The 14,759-nt window shown below is 55.5% G+C and carries 16 protein-coding genes; 12 read left to right on the top strand and 4 right to left on the bottom strand.

Features of this window, described 5'->3' with window-relative positions; all coding sequences use genetic code 11:
• Positions 1 to 4 precede the first annotated feature (4 nt).
• Positions 5 to 868, bottom strand: coding sequence for a sirohydrochlorin chelatase (locus ACT3XD_RS03625; protein ID WP_192536628.1), 864 nt, complete (start codon positions 866 to 868; stop codon positions 5 to 7).
• Positions 869 to 933: 65 nt separating this feature from the next.
• Here ACT3XD_RS03625 and ACT3XD_RS03630 point away from each other — a divergent pair, with 65 nt between their 5' ends.
• On the top strand, positions 934 to 1,500 hold the full coding sequence (locus tag ACT3XD_RS03630) for a gamma-glutamylcyclotransferase (protein WP_192536629.1): 567 nt from the start codon (positions 934 to 936) through the stop codon (positions 1,498 to 1,500).
• A 26-nt stretch (positions 1,501 to 1,526) separates the two neighbouring features.
• Here the strand turns inward: ACT3XD_RS03630 and ACT3XD_RS03635 are convergent, their stop codons facing one another.
• Positions 1,527 to 2,054 carry an HPP family protein gene (locus ACT3XD_RS03635; RefSeq protein ID WP_192536630.1) on the bottom strand — a complete coding sequence of 176 codons (528 nt, stop codon included), beginning with the start codon at positions 2,052 to 2,054 and terminating at the stop codon, positions 1,527 to 1,529.
• 191 nt (positions 2,055 to 2,245) lie between these two features.
• Positions 2,246 to 2,539: a hypothetical protein gene (locus ACT3XD_RS03640; protein WP_192536631.1), complete on the bottom strand. Its 294-nt coding sequence runs from the start codon at positions 2,537 to 2,539 to the stop codon at positions 2,246 to 2,248.
• Between the two features lie 197 nt (positions 2,540 to 2,736).
• Here ACT3XD_RS03640 and ACT3XD_RS03645 point away from each other — a divergent pair, with 197 nt between their 5' ends.
• The 10 genes from ACT3XD_RS03645 (at position 2,737) to madM (ending at position 12,968) form a co-directional block, all read left to right on the top strand.
• Entirely contained in the window at positions 2,737 to 3,663 is a 927-nt protein-coding gene (locus ACT3XD_RS03645) for a LysR family transcriptional regulator (protein ID WP_192536632.1), read from the top strand.
• A 125-nt stretch (positions 3,664 to 3,788) separates the two neighbouring features.
• The gene (gene dctP, locus ACT3XD_RS03650) at positions 3,789 to 4,823 is read left to right on the top strand and encodes a TRAP transporter substrate-binding protein DctP (RefSeq protein WP_192536633.1); all 1,035 of its coding nucleotides are present in this window, start codon (positions 3,789 to 3,791) and stop codon (positions 4,821 to 4,823) included.
• A gap of 77 nt (positions 4,824 to 4,900) precedes the next feature.
• The gene (locus ACT3XD_RS03655; protein WP_192536634.1) at positions 4,901 to 5,392 is read left to right on the top strand and encodes a TRAP transporter small permease; all 492 of its coding nucleotides are present in this window, start codon (positions 4,901 to 4,903) and stop codon (positions 5,390 to 5,392) included.
• Positions 5,389 to 6,666, top strand: coding sequence for a TRAP transporter large permease (locus ACT3XD_RS03660; protein WP_192536635.1), 1,278 nt, complete (start codon positions 5,389 to 5,391; stop codon positions 6,664 to 6,666). The genes ACT3XD_RS03655 and ACT3XD_RS03660 overlap by 4 nt, the downstream gene beginning before the upstream one ends.
• A 4-nt stretch (positions 6,667 to 6,670) precedes the next feature.
• Entirely contained in the window at positions 6,671 to 7,450 is a 780-nt protein-coding gene (locus ACT3XD_RS03665) for a M15 family metallopeptidase (protein WP_192536636.1), read from the top strand.
• A gap of 139 nt (positions 7,451 to 7,589) precedes the next feature.
• Entirely contained in the window at positions 7,590 to 8,351 is a 762-nt protein-coding gene (locus tag ACT3XD_RS03670; RefSeq protein WP_192536637.1) for an SDR family NAD(P)-dependent oxidoreductase, read from the top strand.
• A 375-nt stretch (positions 8,352 to 8,726) separates the two neighbouring features.
• A complete protein-coding gene (locus ACT3XD_RS03675; RefSeq protein WP_192536638.1) occupies positions 8,727 to 10,064 on the top strand; it encodes a malonyl-CoA decarboxylase in 1,338 nt (445 codons plus the stop codon).
• 34 nt (positions 10,065 to 10,098) lie between these two features.
• A complete protein-coding gene (locus tag ACT3XD_RS03680; RefSeq protein WP_192536639.1) occupies positions 10,099 to 11,640 on the top strand; it encodes a malonate--CoA ligase in 1,542 nt (513 codons plus the stop codon).
• Between the two features lie 92 nt (positions 11,641 to 11,732).
• On the top strand, positions 11,733 to 12,191 hold the full coding sequence (madL, locus tag ACT3XD_RS03685) for a malonate transporter subunit MadL (protein WP_192536640.1): 459 nt from the start codon (positions 11,733 to 11,735) through the stop codon (positions 12,189 to 12,191).
• Between the two features lie 15 nt (positions 12,192 to 12,206).
• Positions 12,207 to 12,968, top strand: a complete 762-nt coding sequence (gene madM, locus ACT3XD_RS03690) for a malonate transporter subunit MadM (protein WP_018917029.1) — start codon at positions 12,207 to 12,209, stop codon at positions 12,966 to 12,968.
• Between the two features lie 12 nt (positions 12,969 to 12,980).
• Here madM and ACT3XD_RS03695 read toward each other — a convergent pair whose 3' ends face one another.
• Positions 12,981 to 13,868: a LysR family transcriptional regulator ArgP gene (locus tag ACT3XD_RS03695; RefSeq protein WP_192536641.1), complete on the bottom strand. Its 888-nt coding sequence runs from the start codon at positions 13,866 to 13,868 to the stop codon at positions 12,981 to 12,983.
• A gap of 120 nt (positions 13,869 to 13,988) precedes the next feature.
• On the opposite strand from ACT3XD_RS03695, the gene ACT3XD_RS03700 reads away from it, so the two are divergent.
• The gene (locus ACT3XD_RS03700; protein WP_192536642.1) at positions 13,989 to 14,591 is read left to right on the top strand and encodes a LysE/ArgO family amino acid transporter; all 603 of its coding nucleotides are present in this window, start codon (positions 13,989 to 13,991) and stop codon (positions 14,589 to 14,591) included.
• Positions 14,592 to 14,759: the final 168 nt, after the last annotated feature.

Raw genomic sequence — 14,759 nt, forward strand, 5'->3', positions numbered from 1 at the left:
TCGACTAATGTGGAGTACGGGGCAGCGCAGGCAGCTCGAGCAGAAAACGTTCGCCATCAATTGCTTGGCGCAACCGGGAATAGAGAATATCCACAACGTCTGGATGCTCGCCCACAAGCTTTGTGGTCACCACGCTAAGCGCTGAATGACGCTTTTGTGCCGCGCGACAGATCTCATCGATATCGCCGCCCTCACCCGCGTGGCGGCCAGGTGACAAAAACAACATGGCCAGAATCACCGGCCCGGCCTGAAACTCATTGGAGTTCAGCAGATTTTCCAAAAGAGGCTCATTGAAGCGGTACTCCTCACCTTCGCGCCGCTCCATTGACGCTGCCGCTACACACAAGGCGTCGTCTGCCAAAAGGGCACTCAACTGCCCGGCCAGCCGGTTACGAACAGCGGTCACTTCAGCAATCGGGCTGCCGTGGTCGACAAGAGCAACGCGAGTCGGCTTGCCGTTAAGGTGCTCACGCACGTTGTCAGCCAACAGGTGAGCCAAACGCAGATCGTTGCCACCGCGCTCGTCTACCAGCGGCTGGGCGACGCGCACGCTAACGTTTGGGAACGTTGCCTGCAGTGTCGCCATGCGCTCGGGTAGATAGCCGGTCAAAGCTTTGCTTGGACCAAAAAAGAACGGCACCACGATGATCTCGGTGGCTCCTTGCTCAGCGCTGCGCTCAGCCGCAGGGCCAAGGGTAAGCGCGGGCGTACCATCGAGTTGATCAGCGGGGATCTTATTGGAGTGGAGCAGCGAGGCGGCCTGTACCGTTTCACCTATTTGCTGGCTGAGGGCGGCTGCCACGCGGCGTAAATTTAGCGTTGCCGCCGGACGTAGTGAGCCATTATCGACGAGAAAAATAGCGCGCATGATCGCTCCAGAAGAAGGTGCTAGGGCATGGTACCATGGCGTTTTAAGCCACATTCAGATTACCCATGTTGATCGATACCACGGCCATTAACCAGCAGCGCAACCACTTCGATGAAAACGCCGACATCTGGCTATTTGGCTACGGGTCGCTTATCTGGAAAGCGGATTTTGCGTATCTGGAAAGGCGCAGCGCTTATATTAACGGTTGGGAGCGACGCTTCTGGCAGGGTTCCCATGACCACCGCGGCACCTTGGAAGCCCCAGGGCGCGTGGTCACATTAACCCCTGTTCCGGGTGCGATTTGCCATGGTATGGCTTACCGCATTACGCCAGAAACCTTGGCCCCGCTGGATCATCGCGAAAAAAATGGCTATTTGCGTGAAGTGACGCCGCTACACTTTACTGACGGGTTTCAGGAGCAAACAACAGGATTGGTGTATCTGGCCACCGAAGATAACCCTGCATTTTTAGGGCCCGACACGCTTGAAGCCATGGCCAGCCAGATTGCCCGCGCCTCCGGCCCTAGCGGCCCCAACCGCGACTACCTGGTCAATCTGGCCCAGGCGCTGCGTCACTTGAAGGTTGAGGATGCGCATATCTTCGCACTAGAGCAGCAGTTAAATAGCCTCTAGGCATTAATGGCTTAACCGTTGAAGGGTTACCAGTAGCGCGGGTAGCGGCGATGGCGAGCCAGGTTATTGACCAGAATGGCGATCACCAGCATTACCACGCAGCCCATGCCGATAGGCAACAACGGATACCACCAGCCCAGCTGATGTACGCTAGCGCCGCCGCCTACGGCAATTAGAGCCGCCGCCGCACCTGGCGGGTGCACGGTATGAGTTAGCTGCATTACCAGAATTGAAAGAGATACCGAAAGCGCCATGGAAATCGGCGTCGCCCCAAGCAGCTGATAGCAGCCTACGCCTATGCAGGCCGACAGCACGCTGCCAAACAGCACGTGGCTTGGCTGGGCAAAGGGGCTTTCAGGGGCGGCATAGATGAGTACTGACGTTGCCCCAAACGAGCCCACAATCAGCAGTTGCTGGGAAAGCCAGGCGGAACTTAACCAGCAAATCACGGCCATGCCGACAAATGCGCCAACCCATGACCACACTGCGTCTTCCCATCCTACTAAATTACGCTGGATGCGCTCGCCACGCATTTTGCCAAGATACGTTTTCATCTCGCTCACTTTGCACTAAAGAAGTGCGAAATGATGGCAAATTGCACCAAATAGGCAAATGATAAATCGTCATACACTTATGAGCTAAATTCAGGCATGAGTAGAGCGCGCCATGTACCCTTAATCAATACAAATACTTAGCGCGCTTATTTATAGCTAACTTATAGCTTTTTGGTAGAAACGAGAGACCACTACATCATCAACCAGGAAAGAATAAATAGCGCGATGAGGGTTTTCACGATGCCGCCAACAATGGAGCCACGTAAAAACGATTTTATCCCTCCCCATAGAATCAGCAGCCCGATTACCAGCACTGCAATGCTCAAAAACGAGTCGTTGATTCCTAGGGACCGAGTCAAGCCGTCAACAAAATCGCCAAAGGCACCAAAAAAGTTGGTAAAGATGCCCAGAAGAAATTCCACCACCGTACGAATCACATCGCCAATGGTCTCGCCTACCCGGTCAAAAAATCCATTTCCCTGCATGTAAAATCCTCAAGCTCAGCCATCGCGATGTTTTGCATTGTCGGCTAAAACCTTGCAGGGGGCAAAGCAAACGCTCTGTACGCGTCCTTTTACCGGTTGGCGTCGCATTTTTCTGCGCTGTTTGCGCTTTTGACTAACGCTTCCTCTGGTAAGCTTCCGGCCACATCGTTAAACATTTGCCGTATGGTCATCACCTTATGCTTAACCAGCGCGCCCTGACATATCTGAACGAAGTGATCCGGCGTGGGTCATTGCGTCGTGCCGCGGCACACCTGGACGTTGACCCCTCGGCGCTTAGCCGCCAGATCAAAGCGCTTGAAGAAACCCTGGACACCAAGCTTTGCGAGCGCCACGGCAGCGGTATGCGTGCCACCCAGGCGGGGCAGTTACTGGTGCAACATTTTCACACCCAGCGCGCTCAGGAAGAGTCGGTATTATCGCAGCTGATGGCGCTTCAAGGACTGGCACGTGGGCATGTCCGGATCGCCGTGGGTGAAGGCTTTATCGCCGATTTAATTGCCAAACCGCTAGGCGATTTCATGTCGATGTTTAGCGGCATTAACGTCGAGATTCGCATGGCTGGCGTGAATGAAGCTATCTCGCTGCTCAAAGACCGCGAGGTGGAACTTGCGCTACTCTATGCGCCGCCCGTCGACCCTACGCTTGATTGTCATGTCGAGACGTTCCAGCCGCTGGATTTAATTGTGCCTCCTGACCACCCCTTATGCGCACTGCACAGGCCAATCAACTTAAACGATTTACGCCCCTGGCCACTGGGGTTAATGGACAACCCTTTTGGCATGCGTCAAATGGTCAATATGGTAGCTCAACACGAGCGAATTCATATTGAGGCGCGCCTTTATACCAACTCCGTTGCGGTGCTTAAAAATTTTGTACGCTCAGGCATTGGCGTCACCTTTATGCCGGAGATCACCATCATTGATGAAATTGAACGCCAGGAAATAATCGCGCTGCCCATGAAGTATCCGTTAATGAATAGCGCACGGGCACAAATCGTCAGCCTGCAGGGCCAGGAGCTTACCGTGGCCGCCCACGCCTGCGTTGAACAATTACGCCAAGGGATGCGTTTCTTTTCTGCCGACGCGCCTCGCCTGTTGTCTTAAAGACAACGCTTTAGGTATTGCATAGTCAACACATCAATGCCTAGTCTTCTAATGTAATGATAAAAAGAACCTGAGCAGGTAATTCTCTCAACCTGCCATTTATGATAATAAGCAAGGAGATCTCCATGTTACCGTCCCATTTCATGCCGAAATTACTTACCGGCGCTTGCCTAGTGGGTTCTGCACTGATGGCTGGTAGTGCTTTTGCGGCTACCACCATCAACTTAAGCTACAACGGCCAGCCCGATGCCGAAAAAAACGCGGTTCACGTCTTCGCGACCAACTTGAAAGAGCTGGTTGCCGAGAAGACGGATAACGAAGTCGAACTGCGTCTTTTCCCCAACAGCATGCTGGGCAGTGAAGAAGACCGCATGGAGCAGACCATGAACACGCCGATGCTCAACATCGCGTCGTTCGCGGGTGTTTCCCCGTTGGTTGAAGAGCTGTTCGTTAGCGCCATCCCCTTTCTGTTTGACGATTTCGATGCCGCCCGCACCTTCTTTGATGAAGGTGATTACTGGCAGGAGTTAACTGACACGCTTGCCGAGCGTGCCGGTATCGATATGCTCGCAGTGGTTGAAGAAGGCGGCTTTTTGGCCTTCACCAATAACGAGCGCCCGATCAGCCACCCGGATGATTTTAAAGGGCTGCGTTTCCGTGCCATGGACCCAAGCCAGGTAGCGCTTTATGAGTCCTTCGGCGCGTCCGGCACGCCCATCCCGTGGACCGAAACCTACATGGCCCTGCGTACCGGCGTTGCCAATGGGCAGATGAACCCGCCGATGTACATTGCTCTTGCAAGCCTTTACGAAGTGCAAAAGTACCTGACGCTTGCCAACATCCAGTATTCCGACCAGTTCCTGGTAGGCAATAGCGACATGATCGCCAACTGGGATGAAGAGCTTCGCGCTACGTTTATGGAAGCGGTTGCCGAGGCTAACCACAATGCCCGTGAATCCAACGAATCTCAGGTAGAGTCACGCATCGAGTACCTGGAAGCGCAGGGCATGGAAGTCATCCGTCCTTCGCATGATGACCTGGAAGCGTTCCGTACGATTGGTCAGCCCGCTTACCTTGAGTGGCTGACTGAACGTGGCATCGAGCAGCGCTGGATCGACATGGCGCTCGAAGATGCTGGTATGGATGAGCTGAATAACTAACCAGCCACTGACTGACGCGTAATCATCAGGGCCGATTAACGTCGGCCCTTTCCATTCGTGCTTTCGGAAGTACTCTCATGCTGACTTCGCTTCGACACCGGCTGCTGACGATTAGCCGTCCAGTTACGCTTACCCTCGCGGGCGCTTTACTGTCCGTTAATGTACTCGCCATTCTGTATGGCGTCTTGATGCGTTATGTGGTTGGCGGCGCGCCGATCTGGACCGACGAGCTGTCGCGCTTCTTGATCATCGCCACCGTAATGCTGGCGGCGGGTGCCGTGTGGTCAGAAGGGGGGCATATGCGTGTTGGGCTACTGGAACGCTTGCTGCCAGCGTCTCTGGCCCGCCTGTTAAATATTTATCAGTGGCTGCTTACTTTAATCATCGCCTTGGGCGGCGCCGTCATCAGCTACCGTTATGCGCTCTCAGTGAGCATGTTCACCTCGTCAGGGCTGGGCATCAGCCGTTCGATACCACTCCTTTCGCTTCCTTTAGGCTTTGCCCTGCTTGCCTGGCATGCCGTGCTGTATGGGCCTGCACCGCTTAAAACCGTGGAGGAAACCGCATGATTTTAACTATGCTGGGAGTCTTTCTTGTCCATGTGCTGCTTGGGCTGCCGCTTTTTCTTTCGCTGCTGGTAACAGCCATTGTCGGGTTCATCTTTGTCGACCCCTCGATGATTCCGCGCATGCTTCCACAGCAGTTTTTTGGCGGCATCAACGTGTTCTCCTTGATGGCCATCCCGCTGTTTATTCTGGCGGGTAACTTAATGAATGCCAGCGGCCTTACCGAGCGCCTGATGGGCTTTGCACGCCTGATGGTTGGCCACCTACGCGGCGGTATGGGCCACGTTAACGTGGTTTCGAGCGTGTTCTTTGCCGGGGTCAATGGCTCAGCCGTGGCCGACACCTCAGCGCTTGGCTCGCTATTGGTTCCGGCCATGGAGAAAGAAGGCTATTCGCGGGCGTTTGCCGCTGGTCTGACGGCCGGCAGCTCGCTAATTGGACCGATCATTCCACCCAGTATTTTCATGATCCTGTATGCGTCACTGACCAACACATCGGTTGGCGACCTGTTTCTTGCCGGTATTATTCCCGGTCTGCTGTTGGGTGCTGCCTTTATGGGCATGAACGCCTGGTATGCCTGGCGCCATCGGCTACCTAAAAGCGGACGGCTACCCACACTTAAAGAGCTCACCGTTACGTTCGTCGCTGCCATGCCCGCATTGGTAGCGCCTGTGATTATCGTGGCCGGCATCGTGCTGGGGTTTGTAACGCCCACCGAATCTGGCGCCCTGACGGCGCTTTATGTCGCGCTATGTGGTGTCCTGCTGGGTAACCTGCGTCTGCGCCATTGCTGGCGGGCGATTATCGATACGGCAAGACTGACCTGCGCTATTTTCCTGATTATGGCGGCATCGGCGACCATTAGCTGGTTGCTCTCCTATGCCCAGGTGCCCAGTCAGTTCGTCTCGCTGCTGTCACCTTATGTCGACAGCGCGATTATTATTTTGCTGTTGCTTAGCGCCATCACCTTTTTGACCGGCATGTTTATGGAAGAAGTGTCGGCGCTGATGCTGCTCACGCCTATCTTTGCACCGGTGGCCATGATGGCAGGCATCGACCCCGTGCATCTGGGCGTCATTATCACGCTCAATATCACCATTGCGTTAATTACACCGCCTTTGGGCGCCTGTGTATTTGTGGCCGCGGCCGTGAGCCGGTTAGAGATCGTCTCGCTGTTTAAAACGATCTGGCCCTTTGTACTAACCGCCATTGCCGTACTGTTACTGATTATTTTCTTCCCCGCGCTTGCGCTCTGGCTGCCCTCTACTTTTGGATAAGACAATGCCTGCACCTTCGATTTCTGATAAGGCCTTGTCGCCTATACCTAGCCACCCGGCTCCCCAGTGGGACAAGGTCAGCCGCCTGTCCATTACCGATAACGGCGAGCGCTTGCTTCCCATGAGTCTGGCACCCGCTCCTATTCGGGTGTTCCCGGCTTACGCACGTCTGGGCATCCCTGGTGCTGTGAACGAGTGCTTCGTGCGCGAAGGCGTTTACCGGGCGCTGATGACCGCAGCACGCAGCCTGCCTGACGGCATCGGGCTTATTGTGCTGGATGGCTGGCGCCCGTGGCGGGTCCAGCAATACCTGTTTGAAACCCTGCAGGCGGCGATTCAAAACCGTCAGCCTGAATTATCGGAAAGCGAGCTCTTAGCGCGTACCCGCGAGTTTGTTTCCGTGCCCAGCCAAGATCCCAGCGCCCCAAGCCCTCATCTAACCGGCGGCGCGGTGGATGTCACGCTTTGCGACGCAGATGGCGTCCCACTAGACATGGGCACCCTGTTTGATGAAACGCTGCCCGCCTCTCATACGGATCACTTTGAGAAGCTAGATAGCCTAACTGCTAATCAGCGTAACGCCCGCGACCACCGCCGCCTGCTCTACCACACCATGGCTGAGCAAGGTTTCACCAACCTCCCCAGCGAGTGGTGGCATTACGACTTGGGCGATCAGCTGTGGGGGCACTATTGTGCCAGCAGCAATTCAGGCACCAACAGCGTTTACTACGGCCCGACGGAGCCTGAAACCATCGAAAACCGTTGGCGGCGTCAGCTTGGCTAGCCTGAAAAGCGCAGTATTTGCTCTGCACACCCAATCGCTTACGGTAAGAGCAAATAGCCATCAACTCTTCATTAAGTAAGCCCAAACAGGCTACATTAGAGCTGAGCCTATTTTCCCCCTTGATGAAGGAGTCTTCGCGATGCCTAGCGTTTTAATTACCGGTGCTACCTCTGGCTTTGGTAAAGCCGCCGCCATGCGTTTTGCACAAGCCGGCTGGTCATTGATTCTGACCGGCCGTCGGGAAGAGCGCCTAAAGGCGCTTGAGGAAGAACTTTCTAAGCAGGTGCCGGTACTCACTCTGACCCTGGATGTTCGCGATAGCGATGCTGTCACCAAGGCACTGGGCGAGCTACCCGAAAGCTTTTTACCCCTCACCTGCCTGATCAACAATGCAGGTCTGGCGCTAGCTCCAGAACCGGCACAGAAGGTCGATCTTAAAGACTGGCACACCATGATCGACACCAACATCACGGGCCTGGTTAACGTTACCCACGCCGCACTTCCACTCCTGCTTACTCAGGGTGAAGGCGCCAGCATTCTTAACCTTGGTTCCGTTGCTGGCCAGTGGCCCTACCCCGGCGGCCATGTGTATGGCGCCTCCAAAGCATTCGTTCAGCAATTTAGCTACAACCTGCGCTGTGACCTGCTGGGCACCGGTATTCGTGTGACCGACCTTGCCCCCGGCATGGCAGAAACTGAATTCACGCTGGTACGCACCAAGGGCAACCAGGAGGCGTCTGATGCGCTTTATCGCGGCACTACGCCGCTACAGGCCGAAGATATTGCCGAGCAGCTTTATTACCTCGCCACGCTGCCTGCGCATATCAATATCAACCGTCTGGAAATCATGCCGGTTCGCCAGGCGTGGTCGCCGTTTAACATCAACCGCGACGCCGAATAATGGCTAAGCGCAGATAAAACGCGTAAGCATTTTTAAACGCCTGCCTGAAAGTTTGACGGCTGTGCGGTGATGATCATGGCGATATGCGTTCTATGCCATGTCCTGACCGCGCAGCAGCTTTAAGCCCTCTGTACCCAAGCCACTCTCTTGCTCTGCAATACGCTTTTCTGCACCTAAGCATTCCAGCTAAAGCCCGTCTGGCTGTGGCTTTCAGCGACCTCTTCGCCCTATGTCTACCCTTCTGCCTCTTGACCCAGATATTTTAAACCTCTATTTGTTATATATAACAAGCCACCTGATACATCTCTCTAGCGCCATCGAGCGTGCGCTGCTAGCGAATTGTCCATCCAGAGGTCGATGTGCATGAATGTGAACATGACGTTTCTTCAAGGGCTACTCTCCAATATCAGCACGCGTACTCGCCTATTAGGCAGCGCTGCTAACGCCACGCAAAGCAGTGATGCGCACCTTCACGCTCTCTCTTCGGCTTGTGAAACGCTGATGCAGCGCGGCGGTGAAGCCTCCCAGATAATGACCGCGCAGCGCGCCTTAACCCACTATCAGCAGCTGGAGCCCGAAGAGCGCCTGGCCTTCTTCTCGCTGCTTGCCAGTGATTACGCTGCCGAGCCGGGAGCCATTCATGCCGCGTACCAGGCTTACTGTGAGACTGAAGATAACGCAGCCCTTGAAAAGCTGTTTAACGCTTGTGAGCCACGTCGCCAGGATTTACTGCGCCGCTTGAACCTTTGCCCGGGCGGTACCTTTGAGCTCGTGAAAATGCGTGCCGACCTGCTCAAGCAGCTACGTCACGCACCCGAGCTTGCCGCGCTGAATAGCGATTTTTCCCATCTGTTTAATTCCTGGTTCAACCGGGGCTTTCTGGTGCTGGAAAGCATCGACTGGAACACGCCCGCCGCCGTGCTGGAAAAGCTGATTCAATACGAAGCCGTGCACGCCATCAGCGACTGGCGTGACCTGCGCCGCCGACTAGACCCGGAAGATCGCCGCTGTTACGCCTTCTTTCACCCGGCAACCGGTGATGAGCCGCTTATCTTTGTGGAAGTGGCGCTATGCAAAGGTATCCCCGACAACGTGCAGCGCATTCTGGAACACGGCGAAGAGGTGCCGCTGGATGAAGCCGATACCGCAGTCTTCTACAGCATCAGCAACTGCCAGGCAGGGCTTAAAGGCGTATCGTTCGGCAATTTCTTAATCAAGCAGGTGGTTCAGGAACTCAGCCGCGAGCTGCCGCAGCTCAAGAACTTCGTCACCCTGTCACCGGTACCGGGCTTTGCTGACTGGCTGGCCGATCAGCGGACCTCTCAGGCCATCACGCCGTCCGGCCCTCTGGAAGCCTTTCTGGACACTCCTGAAACAAACGAGCTACCGGCGGCCGCACATAAGGAATTCATGCGCCTCGCCGCGCATTATCTGGTCGAGGCCAAGCACCGAAGCGGCCAACCGCTTAATCCTGTCGCGCGCTTTCATTTAGGCAATGGCGCAAGCCTTCACCGGCTTAACTGGCTGGGCGACACCTCCTCCAAAGGGCGCCAACAAGCGCACGGGCTGATGGTCAATTACCTCTACCAGCTGGACCGTATCGAACAGAATCATGAAGCCTACACCCGCGACCACAGCGTGGTATGCGCCAATGATATTCGTCGACTGGCAAGCCAGGCTAGCCAGCATTTCAATACTGAAGCGAGCGCTTAACGGTTAGCGCTCGCAAAATAACAAGGCACCTTTCATGAACCACAACCTTTACCTGCAGTTTTACCCGCACTTTGAACGTCAGCCCAACAAGGTGTTGATGGATACGCTGGAGGGTAAGCGCTACCGATATGGCGATGTCCTAACGACCAGCCGAAAAATGGCCAGCGTCCTTCTGGAACTAGGCGTTTCGCCGGGCGACAGAGTCGCCGTCCAGGTCGATAAAAGTCCTGAAATCGTCATGCTGTATCTTGCCTGCCTACAGGTCGGCGCAGTGTATTTGCCGCTTAATACGGCCTATACCGATAGCGAGATTGCCTACTTTCTAGAAGACGCTGAACCACAGCTTTACGTGTGCCGCCCGGCAGTACTCAAAGAGGCTCAGGAACGCGCCAGCACCAGTGGCGTTGCCCATGTAGAAAGCCTGGGCACTAAGGTCGACGGCAGCCTGATGGACAAAGTCGCTAATGCGCCGGAAACCGAACAGGTGTGCGAAGTAGCAGGCGACGATCTGGCGGCAATTCTATATACCTCCGGCACCACCGGACGCTCCAAGGGCGCCATGCTCAGCCACAAGAACCTGGCCTCCAATAGCCAGTCGCTTAGTGAAGCGTGGCAGTATACCGAGCAGGATCACCTGATCCACGCACTGCCGATTTTCCACACCCACGGCCTGTTTGTGGCGTGCAACATCACGCTGATCAACGGCGCTTCGATGACGTTCCTGCCCAAGCTCGATGTTGATGAGCTGCTGGATCTCATGCCCCACGCCACCGTGCTGATGGGCGTGCCGACCTTCTATACCCGCCTGCTTGCCTCCGAGCGTTTGAACCGCGAGGTGGTTGCCAATATGCGCCTGTTTATTTCAGGCTCGGCACCCTTGTTGGCTGAAACCCACGAAGCATTCGAAGAGTGCACCGGCCATGCCATTCTTGAGCGTTACGGCATGACCGAAACCAATATGAACACCTCCAACCCTTACCACGGTAAGCGCCGCCCGGGCACGGTAGGCATGCCGCTTCCCGGAGTAGAAGTGCGTATCGCTGACCGCGAAAGCGGCAAGGCGCTCGCTCAGGGCGAAACCGGCATGGTTGAGCTACGCGGCCCTAATATTTTCCAGGGTTATTGGCGTATGCCGGAAAAAACTCAGGCCGAATTTCGTGATGACGGCTTCTTTATTACCGGCGACCTGGGGCTTATCGACGAACACGGTTACCTGAACATCGTGGGCCGTGACAAGGACCTGGTGATTTCCGGTGGCTACAACGTCTATCCGAAAGAAGTCGAGCAGTTGATCGATGACTTACCGGGGGTGATGGAATCCGCCGTCATTGGCGTGCCGCATGGTGATCTTGGCGAAGGGGTTGTGGCAGTGGTCGTGCCCAGCGCTTCAGACGCGATTAGCGAAGCGCAGATATTTGCAGCTCTCAAGGATCAGGTAGCCCGTTACAAACAGCCTAAGCGAGTCTTCTTTGCCGAGTCGTTGCCGCGCAACGTGATGGGCAAAATTCAGAAGAATCAGCTGCGCACCACCTACACGGATACATTCACTCAAGAGCGTGCGACGGCTAACGTTTGAGCCTACTTCCCGCGCCGCAGGGGATCGGGCCAAGCCCTGACTGCGGCCATAAAAAGTGCTCCTCACAACAACGATAAGACAGGAATTGTGCCATGGTGATTTACGGTGTTGCCCTTCTGGCAGGGTGTATGTTGGTCGGCCTATGGGCTGGTGATGTGCTGGGCATGCTGCTCGGCGTCAATTCGAACGTAGGGGGTGTTGGCATTGCCATGCTGATGCTGATCTTCCTGGGCGGCTATCTGATGGACAAAAAGAAGATGCCCGCCAGCACGGAAGACGGTATCAAGTTCTGGAACGGCATGTATATTCCGATTGTGGTCGCGATGGCCGCCAGCCAGAATGTCGCCGCCGCGATCGATGGCGGTCTGATTGCGCTACTCGCAAGCCTGGTCGCGGTAGTCGCAAGCTTTGCGTTAATTCCCTTTCTCAACAAGCTTGGCCGTCCCAAGGCCTCCGATACTCAGGAAAGCACTCCGCCACACAAGCCGCGTAAAGTGTTAAGTGCCTCCTCACCATCTCATGCTCGTGCTCGCGCGCGTCATGCCCGCTAACTGGAGGCCACTATTATGATTGAATCGTTAGTCACTCAGCTTGAGAAACAGCACCTGATCGCGGCGTTTGCCTTAGTGGGCGGCGCCATGTACCTCTCCTATCTGATCAGCGACAAACTGACCAAGGGGCGTATTCACGGCTCGGCCATTGCAATTATCGTGGGGCTAGGCTTGGCCTATTTTGGCGGTATTCATACGGGCGGTACGCGAGGTCTTGCCGATATCAGCCTATTTGCCGGGCTAGGCTTAATGGGCGGCGGCATGCTGCGCGATCTGGCGATTATTGCCACGGCTTACGGGGTACGTTTTCAAGAAGTTCGCGAGGCGGGTCTCAGCGGTATTATCGCCCTGTTTCTAGGTGTGTTCGTATCCTTCATTGCCGGGGTGGCGGTAGCCTACGCGTTCGGTTATCGCGACCCCGTTTCGCTGACAACCATTGGCGCCGGTACCGTAACCTATATTGTCGGGCCCATCGCGGGCGCCTCAATCGGCGCGTCCTCCGAGATCATCGCCCTTTCGATTGCCGCCGGCCTGTTCAAATCGATTCTGGTGATGATTCTAACCCCCGTCGCTGCCCGTCATATCGGTCTGGATAACCCACGTTCAGCGATGATCTTCGGCGGTTTGATGGGCACCACCAGCGGCGTGGCGGCTGGCCTTGCCGCCACCGATCCGAAGCTGGTGCCTTATGGTGCCATGACGGCCACGTTCTACACTGGCCTCGGCGCGCTGCTTGCCCCTTCAGTCCTGTATTTTGCTGTTCGCGCTATCTTTTAACGAGCGTTATACCTAACGCGGCACCAATGCCTCTAACGCTTCACGGCGAAGGTGCTGCGTCAAACCTGCCAGCAAGCGCCCGCCGTTGCGCCAGTAATGCCAATAGAGCGGTACATTGATGGCGCGCCCGGGTATCAGCTCCACCAGCTTGCCTTCGGCCAGCTCATCACGCACCTGAAGCTCCGGCACCATTCCCCAGCCCAGTCCGCTTTCCAGCAAACGTACGAAGCCTTCCGATGAAGGACACAGGTGATAGGCAAAGCTGCCGATAATACCAAGCGCCGCTAGGTAGCGATGCTGTAGCAAATCATCGGTACCAAACACGATAGCTGGCGCCTGGGGTAAGACGTCTGCATCCACGCCATCAGCAAAGTACTGTTTCATAAAAGCTGGGCTTGCAACCGCCAGATACGGCATGGCGCCTAACGCGACGCTGTTTGCCCCCGCGACAGGGCGCTCGGCCGCACATACACAGCCTGCCACTTCGCCTGCCCGCATACGCTTTAATCCCACCTCCTGATCCTCGACGACCAGCTCTAGCAGTACGTTTTGGTGGGCACAAAAACCACTCACCGCCGAGGGCCACCAGGTGGCCAGACTGTCTGCATTAATCGCCAGGCGCAGGCGCTCCGGCACTGCGTCATCCAACGCGGGTACCTGGCGCGTGAGATCACGCTCGAGTAAGCGTACCTGCTGTACATGGTTGAGCAGCCGTCGACCGATTTCGGTTGGAGCAGGCGGCGTCGCGCGCACTAACACCGGCTGGCCGATACGCGCCTCCAGCAGCTTGACCCGCTGCGATACCGCCGACTGGGATATCCCCAGCATATTCGCGGCGCGCTCAAACCCGCCCTGTTCTACCACGGCGGCCAGGGCTGCCAGCAATTTATAGTCGAGCAATCAGTTTTCCTTATAGGGCATCAGGAGTATTCATTTTGCTTATAAAAATGATTCTAGCAAACTGGGCCACTACGGGCGGCATAACGCACCTTAAATAGCGATTAATAAGGAATACACGCAATGTGGCAGAGTTATAGCAACGGCCTGCTGGTGGCGATTGGATTGATCATGGCGATTGGTGCGCAGAATGCGTTCGTTTTATCGCAAAGCTTGCGGCGCGAGCATCATATAGCGGTCGCGTTGCTGTGCATTTTATGTGATGCCACGCTAATAACCGCGGGCGTATTTGGCCTGGCAAGTATATTGACGCAAAGCCCGCTACTGCTTGCTATCGCACGCTGGGGCGGCATTGCGTTTTTGCTTTGGTATGGCAGCCAGGCGTTATACCGCGCCTGGCGTCCGCAAGCGCTTCGGGCGACTGACACATCATGCCGCTCGTTAAGCGCCGTAATGCTAACCGCGCTGGCGGTCACGCTGCTTAACCCACATGTCTACCTAGATACCGTATTGCTGATTGGCTCACTCGGCGCCCAGCAACCGATGCCCGGCGCCTACGCCTTGGGGGCCACTAGCGGCTCATTTATATGGTTCAGCGCACTGGCCTTAGGTGGCGCAAGCCTTGCGCCTTGGCTTGCGCGCCCAGTTACCTGGCGTCTTATTGATATTGGCGTAGCGCTTATGATGTTTAGCGTGGCTGCTCAATTGCTTATCGGTGGGCTGTAGCGCGTATATTATTCAGCCACCTTTACCGCCTTAACTTTAATCAACTCTCCTTTTTGAAAACTTTAAAAAATGATGTATTAAAATACTTAATATACAACTCAAAGCTTAACTTACGTAAATTTATCCAGCACAAATTCCCTGCTAGTTTTAAAAGGGCTGTAAACGTTT

Source organism: Halomonas sp. AOP7-B1-5, assembly GCF_052353045.1.
GTDB classification, from domain to species: Bacteria; Pseudomonadota; Gammaproteobacteria; order Pseudomonadales; family Halomonadaceae; genus Vreelandella; species Vreelandella colorata.